Annotated in this window: 14 protein-coding genes and 2 pseudogenes; 9 read left to right on the top strand and 7 right to left on the bottom strand. The window is 72.5% G+C overall.

Annotated features, from left to right (window positions below):
* Nucleotides 1-55 precede the first annotated feature (55 nt).
* Nucleotides 56-1,267 carry a citrate synthase gene (locus ABZW30_RS15655; RefSeq protein ID WP_355671627.1) on the bottom strand — a complete coding sequence of 404 codons (1,212 nt, stop codon included), beginning with the start codon at nucleotides 1,265-1,267 and terminating at the stop codon, nucleotides 56-58.
* Between the two features lie 139 nt (nucleotides 1,268-1,406).
* Between ABZW30_RS15655 and ABZW30_RS15650 the strand changes: the two genes are divergently transcribed.
* On the top strand, nucleotides 1,407-2,558 hold the full coding sequence (locus ABZW30_RS15650) for a citrate synthase/methylcitrate synthase (RefSeq protein WP_355671626.1): 1,152 nt from the start codon (nucleotides 1,407-1,409) through the stop codon (nucleotides 2,556-2,558).
* Nucleotides 2,559-2,589: 31 nt separating this feature from the next.
* On the opposite strand, the gene ABZW30_RS15645 is transcribed toward ABZW30_RS15650, so the two are convergent.
* Together ABZW30_RS15645 and ABZW30_RS15640 are read right to left on the bottom strand one after the other, a co-directional pair.
* Entirely contained in the window at nucleotides 2,590-4,164 is a 1,575-nt protein-coding gene (locus tag ABZW30_RS15645) for a sialidase family protein (protein WP_355671625.1), read from the bottom strand.
* 341 nt (nucleotides 4,165-4,505) lie between these two features.
* A complete protein-coding gene (locus ABZW30_RS15640) occupies nucleotides 4,506-4,952 on the bottom strand; it encodes a DUF4231 domain-containing protein (protein ID WP_355671624.1) in 447 nt (148 codons plus the stop codon).
* Nucleotides 4,953-5,147: 195 nt separating this feature from the next.
* Here ABZW30_RS15640 and ABZW30_RS15635 point away from each other — a divergent pair, with 195 nt between their 5' ends.
* From ABZW30_RS15635 to ABZW30_RS15620, 4 genes and pseudogenes are all read left to right on the top strand, one after another.
* Nucleotides 5,148-5,768: a MarR family winged helix-turn-helix transcriptional regulator gene (locus ABZW30_RS15635; RefSeq protein WP_355671623.1), complete on the top strand. Its 621-nt coding sequence runs from the start codon at nucleotides 5,148-5,150 to the stop codon at nucleotides 5,766-5,768.
* A 126-nt stretch (nucleotides 5,769-5,894) separates the two neighbouring features.
* A complete protein-coding gene (locus tag ABZW30_RS15630; RefSeq protein WP_355671622.1) occupies nucleotides 5,895-6,482 on the top strand; it encodes a protoglobin domain-containing protein in 588 nt (195 codons plus the stop codon).
* A gap of 376 nt (nucleotides 6,483-6,858) precedes the next feature.
* Nucleotides 6,859-7,278 carry a TOBE domain-containing protein gene (locus tag ABZW30_RS15625; RefSeq protein ID WP_355671621.1) on the top strand — a complete coding sequence of 140 codons (420 nt, stop codon included), beginning with the start codon at nucleotides 6,859-6,861 and terminating at the stop codon, nucleotides 7,276-7,278.
* A 59-nt stretch (nucleotides 7,279-7,337) separates the two neighbouring features.
* Nucleotides 7,338-7,478 (top strand): annotated as a pseudogene (locus ABZW30_RS15620) (aldo/keto reductase); the annotation flags it as partial.
* A gap of 330 nt (nucleotides 7,479-7,808) precedes the next feature.
* On the opposite strand, the pseudogene ABZW30_RS15615 reads toward ABZW30_RS15620, so the two are convergent.
* Nucleotides 7,809-8,192: pseudogene (locus ABZW30_RS15615) on the bottom strand (RNA-guided endonuclease TnpB family protein); the annotation flags it as partial.
* A 63-nt stretch (nucleotides 8,193-8,255) separates the two neighbouring features.
* Between ABZW30_RS15615 and ABZW30_RS15610 the strand changes: the two are divergent.
* Together ABZW30_RS15610 and ABZW30_RS15605 are read left to right on the top strand one after the other, a co-directional pair.
* On the top strand, nucleotides 8,256-9,581 hold the full coding sequence (locus ABZW30_RS15610; protein WP_355671620.1) for a peptide ligase PGM1-related protein: 1,326 nt from the start codon (nucleotides 8,256-8,258) through the stop codon (nucleotides 9,579-9,581).
* Nucleotides 9,578-10,549, top strand: coding sequence for a zinc-binding dehydrogenase (locus ABZW30_RS15605; protein ID WP_355671619.1), 972 nt, complete (start codon nucleotides 9,578-9,580; stop codon nucleotides 10,547-10,549). The genes ABZW30_RS15610 and ABZW30_RS15605 overlap by 4 nt, the downstream gene beginning before the upstream one ends.
* Nucleotides 10,550-10,600: 51 nt before the next feature.
* On the opposite strand, the gene ABZW30_RS15600 is transcribed toward ABZW30_RS15605, so the two are convergent.
* From ABZW30_RS15600 to ABZW30_RS15590, 3 genes are read right to left on the bottom strand one after another with little or no spacing between them, the layout of a single operon-like run.
* Complete coding sequence (locus ABZW30_RS15600) at nucleotides 10,601-11,131, bottom strand: MaoC family dehydratase (protein WP_355671618.1); 531 nt, start codon at nucleotides 11,129-11,131, stop codon at nucleotides 10,601-10,603.
* Between the two features lie 20 nt (nucleotides 11,132-11,151).
* Nucleotides 11,152-12,384: an aminotransferase class I/II-fold pyridoxal phosphate-dependent enzyme gene (locus tag ABZW30_RS15595; protein ID WP_355671617.1), complete on the bottom strand. Its 1,233-nt coding sequence runs from the start codon at nucleotides 12,382-12,384 to the stop codon at nucleotides 11,152-11,154.
* A 2-nt stretch (nucleotides 12,385-12,386) separates the two neighbouring features.
* Entirely contained in the window at nucleotides 12,387-13,280 is an 894-nt protein-coding gene (locus ABZW30_RS15590; protein WP_355671616.1) for a CoA ester lyase, read from the bottom strand.
* A 244-nt stretch (nucleotides 13,281-13,524) separates the two neighbouring features.
* Here ABZW30_RS15590 and ABZW30_RS15585 point away from each other — a divergent pair, with 244 nt between their 5' ends.
* Together ABZW30_RS15585 and ABZW30_RS15580 are read left to right on the top strand one after the other, a co-directional pair.
* A complete protein-coding gene (locus tag ABZW30_RS15585; RefSeq protein WP_355671615.1) occupies nucleotides 13,525-15,351 on the top strand; it encodes a hypothetical protein in 1,827 nt (608 codons plus the stop codon).
* 449 nt (nucleotides 15,352-15,800) lie between these two features.
* The gene (locus ABZW30_RS15580) at nucleotides 15,801-16,880 is read left to right on the top strand and encodes an inosamine-phosphate amidinotransferase 1 (RefSeq protein WP_355671614.1); all 1,080 of its coding nucleotides are present in this window, start codon (nucleotides 15,801-15,803) and stop codon (nucleotides 16,878-16,880) included.
* The last annotated feature ends 34 nt before the right edge of the window (nucleotides 16,881-16,914 follow it).

The following is a 16,914-nucleotide window of genomic DNA, read 5'->3' as shown; positions in this document are numbered from 1 at the left end:
GCTCCCCCCTGGTCTGCCCCCCGCCCCCCCCGCGGGGGCCCCCCCACGACAGACCTCAGGGGCGCGGCCCGGTGTAGCTGCCGCGGGCCCGCATCCGCAGCGGCTCCTCGCGGTACTCCTCCACCGCGTGGGCCAGCCAGCCCGGAGTGCGGGCCACCGCGAAGACCACCTCGCCGGCCTCCGCCGGCAGCCCGGTGGCCAGCGCCATGGCGGCCAGTGCCAGGTCGATGTTGGCCCGTAGCGCCGGTCGCCCGGCCGGGCCCGCCGCCGCCTCCACCTCGGCGACCGCCGTCACCACGGCCGCACCGCCGTCGAGTCGGCCCACCGCGTCGAGCAGCGCCACTGCCCGGGGGTCGCCCTCCGGGTAGAGCCGGTGGCCGAGCCCCGGGATCGGTCGGCCGGTGCGCAGGTAGTCGGAGACCACCGGCACGGCGCCGCCGACCAGCACCTCGTCGAGCATCCGGTGCGCCAGTGGGCTGGCCGCGCCGTGCAGCGGGCCGTCGGTGGCGCCGAGCCCGGCGGAGACCACCGCGTACGGATGGGCCCGCGCCGAGGCCGCCACCCGGGCCGCCACCGTGGAGACCGCCAGCTCGTGGTCGATGAGCAGAACCAAGGCGCGGTCCAGGCAGGCCAGTGCCTCGGGCGTGGCCGCGGAGGTGGCCAGCCGGCTCCACAGCCGCGCCGCCAGCGAGGCGTCGAGCCCGGGGTCGGGCGCGGTGCGCGGCAGCGCCTCCACCATCCCGGCGATCAGTGCCGCCCCGGCCGCGTGCACGGTCTGCTCGCGCAGGTCGAAGCGGAGCGGGTCGAGCGCGGCGGCGACGGTGGCCGAGATCCGCAGCCGGTCGGGCAGCCGGATCCCGTCGGGCAGCGCGGCGGCGGCCCGGGCCAGCGCCTCGGCGGTGGCGGGCGGCACCCGCAGCGCCACCGGGGCGTCGGTGCCCAGCCCCCAGAGCCAGCCGATCGCGGCCTCGAACCCGTGCCGGGCGGCGAGCTCGATGGCGTCCCGGCCGCGGTAGTAGAGCCGGCCGTCCTCGATCAGGGTCAGCCCGGTCCGCACCGTGACGGGTTCGCCCGCCGCGGCCGGGCGCACCGCGGTGCGGCGGCCGCGGGTGGCCAGCTCGGCCACCTCGCGGGCGTCGAAGGTGCTGCCCTTGCCGCCCGGCGCCCGCTCGCTACTGAGCTGGCCGCGGCTGGCATAGGCGTACACCGTCTCCACCTTGACCCCGAGCTGCTCGGCGACCTGCTGGGTGGTCAAGCGTTCGGCCATGGTCTGCCCTCGTCCTCGTACCGCGCCTCGATGATGATCCATAGTATTCCACATTGATTTCAATCAACGTTGACAACGTGGATCCATGATCGGAGAGTACAGAACGTCACCCGAAGCACCCATCAGGAGGGCTGCCGCCATGCCGAGCACCACCGAAATCGAGGTCCCGCGCGGCCTCAAGGGCGTCGTGGTCACCGAGACCGAACTCAGTGACGTCCACGGGCTGGAGGGCTTCTACCGCTACCGCCAGTACTCGGCGATCGAGCTCGCCGAGCAGCGCACCCTGGAGGACGTCTGGCAGCTGATGCTGCTCGGCGAGCTGCCCGGGGCGTCCGACCGCGCCGCCTTCCTCGCCCGCACCGCACCGCTGCGCCGACTGCCCGACGCGCTGCGCCCGCTGCTGCCCGCGCTGGCGGCGAGCACCGCGCACGGCGGCCCGCTCGCCGCCCTGGGCGCCGCGCTCTCGATCGCCGCCGCCGACCGCGGCATCCGGCCGCTCTACGACACCGCGCCCGACCAGCGGGTCGAGGACGCGCTGTTCGCCACCGCGCTGGTGCCCACCATCCTGACCGCGCTGCACCGGCTGCAGCGGGGCGAGCAGCCGGTGGAACCGCGCGACGACCTCGGCTACGCGGCCAACTACCTCTACATGTTGACCGGCGAGGAGCCCGAGCCGGCCAAGGCCAGGGCGATCGAGCAGTACCTGATCTCCACGGTGGACCACGGCTTCAACGCCTCCACCTTCACCGCCCGGGTGATCGCCTCCACCGGGGCCGACCTGGTGGCCTGTCTGGTCGGCGGGCTGGGCGCGCTCTCCGGGCCGCTGCACGGTGGCGCGCCGAGCCGAGCGCTGGACACCCTGGACGCGATCGGCACCCCGGAGCGGATCGACGGCTGGATCCGCGAGCACGTGCTGGCCGGCGACCGGATCATGGGTTTCGGTCACGCGGTCTATCGCACCGAGGACCCGCGCTCCCGGATGCTGCGCGGGGTCGCCGAGTCCTTCGGCGGCGAGCTGGTCGACCTCGCCGTCGAGGTGGAGGCCCGGGTGGAGGCGATCCTGGCCGAGCTGAAGCCGGGCCGCGAACTCCACACCAACGTGGAGTTCTACGCCGGTGTGGTGATGCACCTGTGCGGTCTGCCCAGGGAGATGTTCACCCCCACCTTCGCCGCGGCCCGCGCGATCGGCTGGAGCGCCAACATCCTGGAGCAGGCCGCCGACCCCAAGATCATCCGCCCGTCCGCCCGCTACACCGGACCGACGGCCCCGCAGCCGCTGCCGACGGTCTGAACACCGGTCCCTGGGGGCCGACCGAAGAGGCTCAGCGCCGCAGGTGCTGGACGGTGCGCGGGCCGGCGGCGTGGGCGGTCCGCGCGGCCGGCGAACCGGCGGCGGGGTTGCGCAGGGTGTCGGGCTGGAAGCGACCGCTGTACACGTCGGTCGAGTTCAACGGGTCGGTGCCGGCGGTCACCATCACCGGGCGGATCTGGTGGCCGTCGTTGATCAGCGCCTGGTAGTCGCCGAGGAAGTGGCCCCCGGCGTAGGGCGCCTGGAGCCAGTCGAAGACCGGCGAGATCTGCCGCTCGACCGGGCTGTTCTCGCCGCCGCGGGGGAAGCTGAGCAGCCAGGCGGCGGCGGGCAGGGTGGCGGTGTCGCCCGGGGTGAGGTAGCGCAGGTCGTAGTAGCTGACGGCGACCGTGCCGCCGGCGGTCACGGTGATGGACGGGGTGAACGCAGGGGTGCCCGGCGCCTGGTTGAGCCGGGTCGGGCCGCTCCAGGTCCGGCCGCCGTCCGTGGAGTGCACCAGCTGGATCGCGTCGTACTGGCCTCCGGTGAACTCCGAGCCCTCGTAGGCGAGATAGAGCTCGCCTGTCTGCGGGTCGATGGCCACGCTGGGCAGACCGGCGCCGGCCCGGAGGGACTTGGTGGCGTCGGTGGGCGCGTTCGGGTGGACCTCGGGGACGGAGGTGTCGGCGGTGACCCGGACCGGCTGGCTCCAGGTGCGGCCCTGGTCGGTGGAGCTGACCATGGCGTAGTGCACGTCGCTGACCGTGTTGGCGGTCGCGTCGGTGAAGGTGATCGAGTCGAAGAAGTCGTAGAGCGTGTCGGTCCGGGGATCGACGACGATCTGGTTGCCGATGGTCTGGGTGTTCGGCGTGGTTCCGGTGATCACGAAGGGCTTCGCCTGGGACCAGGTGCGGCCGTGGTCGCGGGTGATGGAGATGTAGCCCGGTCCGTCGAAGACCGGCGTGGGGTCGGTGGCCTGGTCGATCCGGTCCCAGACCTGGTAGGCGACGCCCGGGTGCACCGGGTCGGCGGTGACCGCGTTCTTGTCGTCGGTGATCGCCGGGTCGTCGTCGCTGATCAGCTCGGTGACGTGCTGCCAGCTGCGCCCGCCATCGGTCGAGGTGGCGGCGGCCACTGCGCTGCGCGCCGTGGTGGCGTCGAAGATCAGGGCGCTGGCGTAGGCGGCGCCGTCCGGACCGAAGCTCACCCAGCCGTCGGAGGCCCGCTGGTAGGGCAGTCCGCCCGGCGCGCAGTGGGTGAACGGCAGGGCGGTCTGGGTGAAGTGGACGCCGTCCGTGCTGTAGCTCGAACTCAGGCCTCGGGCACCGCCGTTGGACCAGCGGTCTTGCTGGTAGATGGTGATCGTGTTGGCCGGGTCGCGGGGGTTGGCGGCGGCGTACGGTTCGTCCTCCGCGGACGGGTGGTTGGTGCCGGGGCCGTCCGCGCTGATGTCGCAGGCGGCGTACGGATCGCCGGGCGAGATCAGGGCGAGCGGCGCACCGCCCGTACTCGCGCCGGCCGGGGTGCCGCCCGCGACGACGGCGAGGACGAGTACTGCGGTCGCGGTGGCGAGCGGTGCTCCGGCGCGGAACTGCATGGAGACCCCCATGGTCGTCGGCGGATTGTGCCTGGTGTCCTGGGTGGTGCTGCGATGCTGTGATGTTCCTGCCCGAACGGAAGTTGATGTCCGGTCAGCCGGGGGAGTCTATACAGCCACGGGGGCCGCGCCAACGATCTGGACAGGTCGGATTCAGGGGACGTCGCGGGGTTCGCCACGCAGCGGACCTTCGCCGAACGGTGCCTCGCCCGCTGGGACACCGGCCTCCGGCGCGATCCCCGCCGGTACGTCACCGCCTACCGGATCCCGGCCGGGTAGTCACGCGTACGGTGAACCCCTCGTCGTGGGTGGCCACCGCCTCCGGCGTCAGGTGATCCCGGGGAGCCGACGGCTCATTGGCCCCCGGACGAGGCGGCGAGCGTGCGGCGCTCCTGCAGCCAACCCTCGCTCAGCTGCGCCCATACGCTCTGGTACTCATCGAAGAGCGGCTGGATCCGATCGTGGGTGAGATCGGCGGCGGGCGTCGAGGCGATGAGGTACTCGAGCTCATCGGCGAGACGCTGGAACCGGTACTGGGTCTCCTCCATCAACACCCAGCGCGACCGCCAGTTGAAGAACGACTCGACGGCCCCCAGCAGGGTGACCACTGCGACCAGGGCGAAGGCCAGGCCGGCCCAGAAGTTCAGGCTCTGCAGGCCGAGGATGATCGTTGAGGCGGCGGACAGCGAGAGCGTCAGCACCTTCAACGCCGAGGAGGTCAGCCGGAAACGTTTCTTCCTCCCTCGGGCGTACTCGTTGCCCTGCCGGATCTTCTCCAGGAGGTGACCGGCGGTCTCCAACGGAGCCAGCCCCGCCCCCACGGGCCCGCTAGATGCCATTGTGCCCCCATCGCTTCCAGTGTCCGACGCCCCCGGCGACTACCGACCGTAGGCTCTCACACTGCAGGACCGTGCGGTCAACGGCAGACCCTGCCCGAATAGACTGGGTGGCCGTCGGGGCCCCGTCCGTTGGGGCGCCGGTAGGAGGGGGGCCTTGTGGCGGCCGAGAACGGCAGCGCGGAGCGTGGGTTCGACACTCTTGACGTCCGGTTGATCGACGCGGTGGAGCGGCTCGGGGACGCCGGGCGGGCGATGCTGCGCGACGCGGCCAAGCGAGAGGGGCTCTCCGTCACCCAGGCGCAGTTGCTGTTGCGGGTCACCACCCCGACCGCGGGACCGCAGAGCACCGGCAGTTTCGCGCGGTGGCTGGAGGTCTCCGCGCCGACCGTCAGCGACGCCGCCTCCGCCCTGGTCCGCAAGGGCCTGCTGGAGTCCGTACCGGACGTCACCGACACCCGGCGGTCGTCCTGGGTGCCGACGGGCCCGGGCCGGGAGGCCGCCGAACGGCTGCACGGTTGGCGGGATCCGCTCGTCGCCGGTCTGTCCGCCTGCTCGACGCAGGAGCGGGCCACCGCACTGAGGGTCCTGCTGGAGACCGTCGCCTCGCTGAACCGCACGGGGCGCATCACCGTCGCGCGCACCTGCCTGACCTGCCGTTTCCTGCGGGATGAGGACCCGGACGGGCGGGCGGGCGAGTGGTGCGGGCTGCTGAAGGCCCCGCTCGGCGCGGCCGACCTGCGCGTCGACTGCCCGGACTATCAGCCCGTGCCGCACTGACCTTTCGTCAAGTTCCGCTCGGAGGGCGCCGATCAGCCCTTGCGCGACACCCGGGGGAGTCGGTAGCTTCACGGTAGTTAGGACTCCTAATTCAGAGTCCGCAGACCCAAGGATTCGAGGACGGCCATGACGCCTGCACCCATTCCCGGCTACCACTACGACGATCCCGGGCAGCCCGCCTCCCCGGTCACCGCCGACGACCTGGACGGCCTCGCCGCGGCGACCCTGTTCTCCGACGCGGACGTCGCGGCACTCAAACTCGCCGGCGAGGTCCTGGCCGACCAGACCGAGCGGATCCTGGACGTCTGGTACGGCTTCGTCGGCTCCCACCCCCACCTGCTCGCCTACTTCGCCACCCCCGAGGGTGCACCCATCGACGAGTATCTGGCCGCCGTGCGCCGCCGGTTCGGGCAGTGGATCGCCGACACCTGCACCCGCCCCTACGACGCCCGCTGGCTCGCCCAGCAGGAGGAGATCGCGCTGCGCCACACGACGGCGAAGAAGAACGTCACCGACGGCGCGCGGTCCGTCCCGCACGTGCCGCTGCGTTACCTGATCGCGTTCATCTACCCGATCACGGCGACCATGCGGCCGTTCCTCGCGGCCAAGGGGCACGCCGAGGAGGAGGTCGAGGCGATGCACCAGGCGTGGTTCAAGGCCGTCACGCTCCAGGTGTCGCTGTGGTCCCGCCCGTACGCCGGAGCTGCCTGGTAGGCAGGCCGGGCCTGACGGTCGGATCCGATGGCCGGCCGGGTCGACCTGCGCGTGGGATCGAGCGGTCGACCCGGTCGGTTGACGTGAGCATTCGAGTGATCCCCCTGGGTTCCACAGGGTGCTCGCCCTACGTGACCGGTAGGCCGAGGCGACGCTCCAGGGCGCGCCCGGCAGCGGCGCCGTCGGCAGGGTGGGACCGACGCCGCCGCCCTGTCGGGGAATCGGAAGCGGATGCGTGCCCTCCGATCTGCGGGCGGATCCGGTGTCGCTCACTCGCACGCGCGACCAGGCTTCTGCAGGCTTCCGACCAGGTGATTACGGTGGTCAACGCAAGGCAGGCAGAGTTCCTGCTCCCCCTCTCGTGAGGTCGGTTTCCATGAGCCTGAGCATCCGCAACCAGTTCCCCGGTACCGTCACCTCCGTCACCACGGGTGAGGCGATGGCGACGGTGAAGGCCCGCCTGGACGGCGGTCAGGAGATCACGGCCGCCGTCACCGCGGACGCGGTGAAGGACCTCGGCCTCGCCGAGGGCGCTGCCGTGCGTGCCATGGTGAAGTCCACGGAGGTCTCGCTCGCGACCGGACCGGTGGCCGGTCTGAGCATCCGCAACCAGATCCCCGGCACGGTGGTCGATGTGGCGGCGGGGGCGGCCATGGCGACGGTGAAGGTGTCCGTCGAAGGCGGTGAGCTCACCGCGGCCATCACCAAGGACGCCGCGACGGAGCTCGGCCTGTCGGCCGGATCGTCGGTCGTCGCGCTCATCAAGTCCACCGAGGTCTCGCTCGCCACGGCGTGACCCACCTCGATGCGGGCGGCCGGGAGCCTTCGCCGTTTCCCGGCCGCCCTGCGTGGTCGATCCCCGGCACCCGCAACGTGGAGCAGGCCCGGGCGAACGCGGCCGCCGCCACGCCGGCGCCGCTGCCGTCGACCACCCTGGACGCCGTCCGGGAGCTGTCCGACGGCCGGATCCGCCCGCAGGTGCACGACCGCTGGTGACGGCGACACCGGGCGAGGCGGCTGCGCCGTGGTCGGGGGAGGCCGAACGCCCCGCACATCGGCGCAGGTCGGGACCAGTCACCGGGGGAGTGCGGCGGGAGGCCGGTTGTTCGGCGTTTTGTTCAATGACCGAGGGCCGAACCAGAACAATCCCGGTGCGCTACACCGGTAGCGCACGCCACACTCGTGTCGTGCGTCGAACCAGCGCCCCAACGGCGCCGAACGCCGCCGGGAGAGTTCACCAGTTGACTTCCTCCCCCTCGTGAACGAGGGGGATTCCCCTCGGTCTCGCGGCTGAGCCGCTGCGCGTGTGCGCGGCGGTGGGACGACTTCCTGCTTCATCGACGACTGCCCGCCCGGAGTGCTCCGTTGGGGTCTTACACCGTCTCCACAGGCTGTAACCGCCAGCCCGGCGGCCAGGATGTCGCGTGCCGCGTTCACGTCCCGGTCGTGGGTCGTCCCGCAGCCGCACGTCCACTCGCGGACGTTGAGCGGCATCTTGCTTCGCAGGGTGCCGCAGTGGGAGCACGGCTTGGAGGAGGGGAACCAGCGGTCCACGACCACCAGTTCCCGCCCGTACCACTCGCACTTGTACTCCAGCATGGACCGCGTCTCGGTCCAGCTCGCGTCACTGATGGCGCGAGCCGGCCGCCGGTTCCCGAGCATGTTCCGGACGGCCAGATCCGACTTGACGGCGGTCTGTCCATCCCCGACCCGCTACGCGGGCAATCCAATTCCTCCCCGGCCTAAGGGCCGGGATCTCCTTGGAGGCCTCAGATGACGACGCTCTGCATCGCGAACAACCGCACCGAGGAGATGGTCGGGGACCTCACCGGGATGACGCCGCTGGAGCAGCGGTTCGCCGGGTGCGGGGCGCAGCGGATGCTGTGGTGGGCCGAGGACGGTGACGTCCTGGTGCTGCCCTGGGGCCCTGACCCGGAGTACTTGGCGTACGTCACCGGGCTCACCGGCGTGCGGGCCGACAGTCTGACCTTCGTGGTGCCGCCGCCGGGCGAGCAGGGCGACCAGATGCTCACCACCGACCGCCTGGTCGACCCGGGCTTCCGCGCGGAGTTGCGTCGCGCCCTGGACGGTCGCACCGTCGACGAGGTGCTGGCCATCTCGCCGAACGGCGCGGTGGCCGAGTTGGCGGCCGCGCTCGGCATGGCGCACGCCATGTCCGGCCACCCTTTCGCCGCACAGGGCGGCAACGCCCTGGTCAACAGCAAGGCGGGGTTCCGGGCGCTGGCCGCCGGCGCCGGGGTGCCGATCCCACCCGGGACGGTGGCCGGCTCGCCCGCGGAGGTCGAGGCCGCCATCGAGCACCTGCTGGTGCAGGGGCACAGCGTGATGGTGAAGGTGGAGTACCAGGCGGGCGGCTTCGGCAACGAGATCCTCGCCAGGGACGAGCAGGTGGACGCGGTCGGCGCCGAACGGGTGGTGCCGCTACCGGACCGGGCGTCGGTGGCCGCGTACGTGGCCGAGCGGTGGACCTGGCTGACCGGCGGGCGCGGCCAACGGGTGGTGGTGGAGCGGTACTTCGCCGACTCCGCGCCGCTGTACGCACAGTTCGTCATCGACGACGCCGCCGTGGTGCTCTCCGGCTGCGGCGAGATGGTCATGCGGCCGGTGGTGATCGGGGAGATCACCCCGCCGGTCACCCCGGACGCCGACGTCACGGCCGAACTCGTCGGCCAGGCCGCCCGGTTGTGCGAGTCGCTGCGGGTGATCGGCTACCGGGGCACGGTCAGCGCGGACGCCGTGCTGACCCCCAAGGGCGAGATCTACTTCCACGAGACCAACGGCCGGCTCACCGGCTCCAGCCACTTGCACGACGCCTACTTCGGCCGTCTGCTGCGCGAGGAGCACCGCGACTCGCGCTACATCCTGGAGCTCGCCGGCCTCAAGGTGCCGTCCTTCGCGCAGGCCGTGGCGGCGATCGACGCGGCCGGCCTGGCCTTCGACCCGGAGACCGGCACCGGTGTGGTGTACAGCTGCGACTTCGCGCCCGCCGACGGCTCGGTGATGTACTGCGTGATCGCCGAGAGCCCGGAGGCCACCCGCGCCCTGGAGGCCGGGCTGCTCGCGCTCTTCGCCGGATGAGCCCCCACGCGGTCGTGAGCGGGATGCGCGCGGCGGTGATCCACCGCTACGGCGGGCCGGAGGAGTTTCGCACCGAGACGGTGCCGGAGCCGGTGGCCGGCCCGGGTCAGGTGCTGATCGACGTCACCCTGGCCGGGCTCAACTACGCGGACCTGCAGTGCCGCACCGGCGAGTACGCGCGCTACCCGCTGCCGGCGGTGCTCGGCGCCGACGTGGTCGGGCGGCGGCGCGGGGACGGGCAGAGGGTCGCCGCCCTGCTGCGCGCCGGCGGCGGGTACGCCCAAGTGGCCTGCGCCGAGACGGCGTACACGGTGGAGGTGCCGGACGCCGTGGGCGACGAGCAGGCGCTCGCGCTGCTGGAACAGGGGGCGACGGCCTACGGCGCGCTGACCCTGGCGGGGCGGCTGCGGCCGGGCGAGACCGTCGCGGTGACCTCCGCCGCCGGTGGGGTCGGCCACCTGGCGGTCCAGCTGGCACGCGAGTTGGGCGCGGGCCGGGTGCTCGCCGTGGCCTCCACCCCGGCGAAGCGGGAGTTCGCGCGGTGGCTGGGAGCGGATCCGGCCCTCGACCCCGAGGATCCCGACCTGGCCGGGCGGTTCGCGGAGTCGGGTGGGGTGGACCTGTTCGTGGACCTGGTCGGCGGCCGGGTGCTGCGCGCCGGGCTGGCCGGACTGGCGCCGTTCGGGCGGCTGTTGTCGGTCGGGGCCCGCGGCGGACCGGAGGAGAGCTTCTCGGTGGACGAGCTGGCCGACCGCTCGGCGGGGCTGGTGGGCTTCTGGCTCCACCACGTGCTGGAGGACCGGGCGCTGTTCGCCGGCATCGCCGATCGCCTCTTCCGACTCGCGGCCGAGCGGCGGCTGGTGGCGAGGATCGACCGGACCGTGCCGCTGTCCGGGGTGGCCGGGGCGCACCGGGCGCTGGCCGCGCGGGAGACCATGGGCAAGGTGCTGGTGGACGTCCGCCGCTAGAGCCTGCGAGCGCACCGGGCCCGACAGTCCGCTGTCGGGCCCGGTGTCCGGTCAGTACCCGGCGACCTCGTCCAGGCCGTGGCCGCGCAGCGGGACGAGGAAGCTGCGCTCGAACTCCACCACGACCTCTCCCGTGGACTTCGTCCCGGTGGTGCGGCAGCTGACGATGCCCTGCCCGGCGCGGCTCTTGGACAGCCGCTTGGCGAGGGTCTCGGTCTCCGCGTAGAGGGTGTCGCCGGCGAACACCGGGTGGGTCATCCGGATGTTCTCCCAGCCCAGGTTGGCGATGGTGCGCCCGCTCGTCGAGCGGGCGGTCATCCCGCCGACGATGCTGAGCGTCACCAGGCTGGAGACGATCGGCCGCCCCCAGGGGGTGTGCCGACTGTAGGCGGCGTCGATGTGCAGCGGGGCGTCGTTCATGCTCAGCATGCTCATCAGCACGTTGTCGAGCTCGGTGACGGTCCGCCCGGGGCGGTGCTCGACCACCTCGCCGACCTCGAACTCCTCGTAGTAGCGCCCGACCACCTCGCGGTAGCGGCGCTCGCCGATCCGCCGGTAGCCGGCGGGTTCGGTTCCGTCCATTGCGGTTCCCCCGACTCCTGTTATTCGGCGGTGAGTTCCTTGACGTGGCCGGCGAACTCGCGGATCAGTCGCTCGTCCATGTCGGCGCGCATCATCAGCCGGAGCCCGGCCTCGCCCTTGGGTACGATCGGGAAGAACACCGCCGAGCTGTAGAAGCCGCGTTCGAAGAGCTGGGCGGACAGTTTGACCGCCCGCTCGGCGTCTCCGACGTCGACCCGGCGCACTGGCAGGCCGTTGCCCGCGAAGGTGGTCGGCAGCAGTTCGTCGAAGAGGTCGATGTTGCGGTTCAACTTGGCCTGAAGCTCGCCCAGTTCCGGGGAGCGGTGGATGGCGGCACTGCCCAGCGAGGCGCCGACCAGCGGCAGGGCGACGTTCTGCGACCAGCCGACGGGGCCGGCGTGCCGGTGCAGGAACTCGAACTGCTCGCGGTTGCCGAGCATCGCGACGCCGCCGCCGGTGCCGAAGCCCTTGCCGAGGCTCGCGACGATGACCGTCAGCGGGTTCATCTCCAGCCGGGAGCGGACGAATCCCTCGCCGCGCTCGCCCATGATGGACAGCGAGTGGGAGTCGTCGATGTAGAGGAACAGCCCGTAGCGGTCCTGGAGTTCGAGCAGCCCGTCGAGGGCCGCCGCGCCGCCCATCGAGTACGCGCCGTCGGCCACGTAGGCGACCCGCGGGTACTTGCGGCAGATGTCCTCAAGGTAGTTCAGGTCGTTGTGCGGGCAGGTCAGCACCAGCGACTCGTCCGCGCAGATCGGCTTCACGTACGCCATGCAGAAGTGGCAGAAGCGGTCGAAGACCATCACCCGGGGCCCGCCGCCGCTCCGACAGATGCCGTCCAGGTGGCCGGAGGCGATCAGCGGCAGGATGCCGGCGGTGAGCGAGGTGCAGGACGCTCCCGGCAGGATGTGCGCGCCGAACAGCTCGCCCAGCTCCTCCTCCAGGCGGACCAGCAGGTTGTGCCGGATTCGGGTGGTGGAGGTGACCAGCCAGGTGCTGCGGGACTCGGTCAGCGCGTCCACCGCGGCGGCCGCGACCGAGGGGTGGTTGTTCAGGCCCAGGTAGGCGCAGGAAACCATGTTGGCGAACTCGTGGCCGGTCTCGCGGACGATCAGCCGGTTGTTGGACTCCGAGTCCACCGTGATGCCGATCAGGCCGTTGGCGGCGGCCGCCTGCCAGACCGGGTCGGCGGCGGCCAGCATGGTCTCGGCGTTGCGGTACCGGCGCGGGCCCAGGATGGATTCTTCGGTCATGGTCACTTCTCCGTCGCGTGGTTCGGGGGGTCGGTGGGCAGATGGCCTTCGGGCCGGGGTGGGTCGAACTGCTCGATCAGGCGCTGCGAGGCCTCGAAGAACGGCATGCCGACCATCACTCCGTCCACCACGGTGACCGATCGGCCGTTCTCCAGACCGGCCGCGACCACCCGGCGGGCCCGCGCCAGCAGTTCCTCGTCCGGGCTGAACGTCTCGTTGATCAGCGCGAGTTGGCGCGGGTGGACGGCGATCTTGCCGCTGAACCCGAAGTCCCGGGCGAGCCCGGCCTCCCGGCGCAGCCCGGTCAGGTCGGTGACCTCGAAGAACGGCGCGTCCATGGCCTCCACCCCCGCGGCGCGGGCGCTGTTGACCACCCGGGCGCGGGCATGGGCCAGGGCCTCCCAGGAGAGCCGGGCGCCGACCGCGAAGGCGTAGTCGGCCGAGCCGAAGACCAGCCCGCGCAACCGGTGCCCGGCGGCCGCGATGGCGGGCGCGTGCTCGATGCCCAGCGGGGTCTCCACGACGGCCAGGAACTCCGTCTCCGGGCAGTCCGGACCGAGCGCGCCGGCGGCGATCTCGATGTCCCGGGGGGACTCCGCCATCGGGATCAGCACGAGGTCCGGTTTGACGCGGTACCGGGTGATGGCGATCAGGTCGCGCAGACCGTCCGGTCCGGAAAGGGTGTTGATGCGCACCGCGCTGCGCGCGAGCTTGGTGGACGGGAGCGTGAAGAACTCCTCGGCGAGTCGGCGGGCCTCCTCCTTCCGGGCGGGTGGGACCGAATCCTCCAGGTCGACCATGGCGATGTCGGCCCCGGACTGGTGGCTCTTGCTGTACCGCTCCACCGCCATCGCGGGTGTGGACAGTAGGGAACGGCAGTACCGCGTGAACTTCATGGATATCTCCGAAGTCAGCGAAGGCTGCGGGTCCCGGTTCTATCCCACCGGCTTTGTTCGGCGCCGTGCGGCTGGACATTGAACATCAACTCGGAACAACCGACCCGCACGCACCATTGTTTGACGCCAACTGCGCTGTGCATGATGAATTACCGGGGGATGGACACGAGACACGCGCGACGCGCGTGGGCGCGTGGGCACGCAAGGGTGTCAGGACACCGCTTCAACGAAGAAGGGGGCTGTAGTGCCGCGTCGGGAAAGTCCACTGGACCCTGGGGACGGGCCGCTGCTGCGGTTCGCGGGCGATCTGCGGGCCCTGCGGGAGCGCGCCGGAAGTCCGCCGTACCGCCAACTCGCCGTTCGGGCACACTGTTCGGCGGCCAGCCTGTCGGTGGCCGCGGGAGGTCGGCGGCTGCCCAGCCTCGCCGTCACCCTCGCTTACGTGCAGGCCTGCGGCGGGGACGTGCGGGAGTGGCGGCACCGCTGGCAGTTGCTCGCCGCCGAACTGGCCGCCGACAGTGCCGCCCGGCGGCGCGCCCAGGACGCCGGACGGGCTCCCTACCCCGGAGCCGCGGCGTTCGAGGCGGCCGACGCCGAGCGGTTCTTCGGCCGGGAGGCGATGCTGGACCGGCTGGTCGCCCTGCTGGCCGAACGGCGGCTGGTGATCCTCACCGGGCCGTCCGGGGCGGGGAAGTCCTCGCTGGTCAGAGCCGGTCTCCTGGACCGGCTCGGCGGGGCCCCCGCCGCCGGCGCGGCTGCCGGGAGGAGCGGGGCCGGGGGCGGAACGCGGCGGGCCCCGGCCGGTGGGGGCGGTGCCCCGGTGGCACTGCTGACGCCGGGCGAACGACCGATGGAGGCGTACGCGCTCGCGCTCGCCCGGCTCGGGCAGCGAGTCGGGGAGGTGACGCGCGGCGCGTCCGGAGCGACGGCCGGCGACCCGGTGCTGGTGGTGGACCAGGGGGAGCAACTGCGCACCCGCTGCCGGGACGCCGCCGAGCGGGCGCGCTTCCTGGACGCCTTGGTGGCGACGGTCTCGGGCGGTTCGGGCGAGGCCCTGGCCGAGCTGCCGGTGGCGGCGCCGGCCCGGTGCCGGGTGGTGCTGGTGGTCCGCTCGGACCAGAGCGGGCCGCTGTTCGCCGAGCACCCGGGGCTGGCCGACGCCGGTCGCCACGGGGTGCTGTCGGTGGGGCGTCCGGCGCCGGACGAGCTGCGGCGGGCGATCACCGAACCGGCGTTGCGGGCCGGCTGCACCGTCGAGGGCGCCCTGCTGGCCGTCCTCATCTCGACCGCCGCGCAACAGCCGGGCGCGCTGCCGCTGTTGTCCGCGGCGCTGCTGGAGACCTGGCGGCGGCGCAGCGGCAACGCGCTCACCCTGGCCGGGTTCCAGGCCACGGGAGGTTTCGAGGGCGCGCTGGCCCGGACGGCGGAGGCGCTGTACAACGGGCTGGAGGCATCCGACCGGGCACGGGCGCAGGCGGTGTTCCTGCGGCTCGGCGGGGAGTTGCTCGGTGCCGGTGAGGACCCCGCCGGTGGCGGGACGGCCCTGGGCGACGCGCTGACGCCCGGCGGTGAGCTGCTGCCGGGCGGCGACGAGGGCACCCGCAGGCCGGTGAGGCGGACCGAGTTCGACGATCCCGGCGTACCGGCGGTGCTGGAACGGCTGGTCCGGGCGCGGCTCGTGGTGGTGGACCGGGACACCGTCGAGCTGTCCCACCACGCGCTCCCGCAGGCCTGGCCCAGGCTGCGCGGATGGCTGGCGGAGGGCTGCGAGGGGCTGGGGGAGCGGCGCAGGCTCACCGCGGCCGCACGGGGTTGGGCGGCCGCCGACCGGGACCCTGAACTGCTGTACCGGGGCGTCCGGTTGGACCGGCTCAGGCGGCGGGTGGCGGCGGGCGAGCTGGCTCCGGCCGGCGTTGAGCGGGCCTTCCTGGCGGCCTCGGCGCGGGCGGCCGCCGCCGACCGGCGCCGGGCGCAGCGCCAGAACCTGGCGGTGGCCGGGGTCGCCATGGCGAGTGGGGCGCTGCTGGCCCTGGCGGGCGGGAGCCGGATCCGTCGGGCCTGGCGGTGGTGAGCGCCGGGCCGCGCGCGGTGCGGCGGCCGGTCGTTCCCGCGAGCGCCTCGTTCGGGCCGTCACCCGGGTATTGATCAGCGCCGGAATGGCGGAGTTGAACAACGGGAGGATCGACCGTCGGTTCGTCGCGGCGGCGTATTCGGTGCCGATCACGGTCCTTGCGCCGCCGTCGGCCGGGCGGGTAGCTTGACGGTCGATCCCGGCCCGTCGAAAGGCGAATTCGGCTGCCCGGTCGGTGATTTCCCGTACGCCGTGATCGGCCCGGAGGCGGTCCGGCGATTAATCCGTACCGATTTTCGTTGCCGGTTCCGCGTTGTTCGGGGGATATCGCTCCGTCGGAGGCCGGCGGCTGTTCGGCGCTCACCCCGCCCGGCTGTCCTGTGCACTTCAAAAGCCGTAGCGTTCGTCGCCGTATCCGCGTTTCCCTAAACCCGTGTCAAGGGGGAGTCATGTCCAATTCGGCCCGTCCGGTCCACAGCTGGGACGAGTTCACCGCACTGCGGGAGGTCGTGGTCGGCACCGCCGTCGGCGCCCGGCTGCCCGAGCAGACCGAGCCGTCCTCCTGGCTGTCCTGCTTCCCGAAGACCGGCGCCGCCGACCTCGCCTCCATCGAGGTCGGCCCCTACTCGCAGCAGGTCGTGGAGGAGACCGAGGAGGACCTGGACGCGCTGGTGGCCACCCTGCGGGGCCTCGGCGTCACCGTCCACCAGCCCGAAGTGATCGACCACGCGGCCGAGTTCTCCTCCCCACTGTGGAAGGCCGACGGCGGTTTCCACTCCTACTGCCCGCGGGACCTGACCCTGGTGGTCGGCGAGACGGTGATCGAGGTGGCGAGCCCGATGCGGCAGCGCTACTTCGAGGTCTTCGGGCTGCGCGGGCTCTTCCAGGACTACCTGCGCCGCGGCGCGCGCTGGCTGGCCGCTCCCCGGCCGCAACTGAGGGACGAACTCTTCGAGTTCGACGCGGACGGCCTCCCGCTGCTGGGCGAGGCCGAGCCGGTCTTCGACGCCGCGAACGTGCTGCGGCTCGGCCGGGACGTGTTCTACCAGGTCTCCCGCAGCGGGAACGAACTCGGCCTGCAGTGGCTGGAGTCCACGCTCGGCCTGCTCGGCGACGGCGGCCTGCGACTGCACCCGCTGCGCGACATCTACGGCTACACCCACATCGACAGCACCATCGCGCTGCTGCGGCCGGGTCTGGTGCTGCTCAACCCGGAGCGGATCAGCCCGGAGACCGTCCCGGAGCCGCTGCGGCGCTGGGACATCCTGTGGTGTCCGCCGGCCGAGCCCTCCGGCGACATGCCCGAGCACGCGCTCAGCGAGAGCTGGATCAGCATGAACCTGCTGATGGTCTCCCCGGACACGGCGATCGTCGAGTCGGGCCAGGAGAGCCTGATCAAGCTGCTGGAGCACTCCGGGATCACCGTCCTGCCGCACCGGCTGCGGCACTCCCGGGTGCTCGGAGGCGGCTTCCACTGCGTCACCCTGGACATCCGGCGCGACGGCGGGCTGGAGGACTACCTGTCCTGATCCGTCGACGCCGTGAGGCCGGTGCCGTCCGGTG

The organism is Kitasatospora sp. NPDC004669, assembly GCF_040609455.1.
Lineage (GTDB): Bacteria > Actinomycetota > Actinomycetes > Streptomycetales > Streptomycetaceae > Kitasatospora.
Note: the sequence above shows the minus strand (reverse complement) of the source record. Positions and strands in the feature narration are given on the sequence as shown.

Bases quoted from the DNA above. Each gene is read 5' to 3' on its own strand.
- ABZW30_RS15655 (WP_355671627.1), bottom strand. From the start codon at position 1,267: ATGGCCGAACGCTTGACCACCCAGCAGGTCGCCGAGCAGCTCGGGGTC.
- ABZW30_RS15650 (WP_355671626.1), top strand. From the start codon at position 1,407: ATGCCGAGCACCACCGAAATCGAGGTCCCGCGCGGCCTCAAGGGCGTC.
- ABZW30_RS15645 (WP_355671625.1), bottom strand. From the start codon at position 4,164: ATGGGGGTCTCCATGCAGTTCCGCGCCGGAGCACCGCTCGCCACCGCG.
- ABZW30_RS15630 (WP_355671622.1), top strand. From the start codon at position 5,895: ATGACGCCTGCACCCATTCCCGGCTACCACTACGACGATCCCGGGCAG.
- ABZW30_RS15625 (WP_355671621.1), top strand. From the start codon at position 6,859: ATGAGCCTGAGCATCCGCAACCAGTTCCCCGGTACCGTCACCTCCGTC.
- ABZW30_RS15610 (WP_355671620.1), top strand. From the start codon at position 8,256: ATGACGACGCTCTGCATCGCGAACAACCGCACCGAGGAGATGGTCGGG.
- ABZW30_RS15605 (WP_355671619.1), top strand. From the start codon at position 9,578: ATGAGCCCCCACGCGGTCGTGAGCGGGATGCGCGCGGCGGTGATCCAC.
- ABZW30_RS15600 (WP_355671618.1), bottom strand. From the start codon at position 11,131: ATGGACGGAACCGAACCCGCCGGCTACCGGCGGATCGGCGAGCGCCGC.
- ABZW30_RS15595 (WP_355671617.1), bottom strand. From the start codon at position 12,384: ATGACCGAAGAATCCATCCTGGGCCCGCGCCGGTACCGCAACGCCGAG.
- ABZW30_RS15590 (WP_355671616.1), bottom strand. From the start codon at position 13,280: ATGAAGTTCACGCGGTACTGCCGTTCCCTACTGTCCACACCCGCGATG.
- ABZW30_RS15580 (WP_355671614.1), top strand. From the start codon at position 15,801: ATGTCCAATTCGGCCCGTCCGGTCCACAGCTGGGACGAGTTCACCGCA.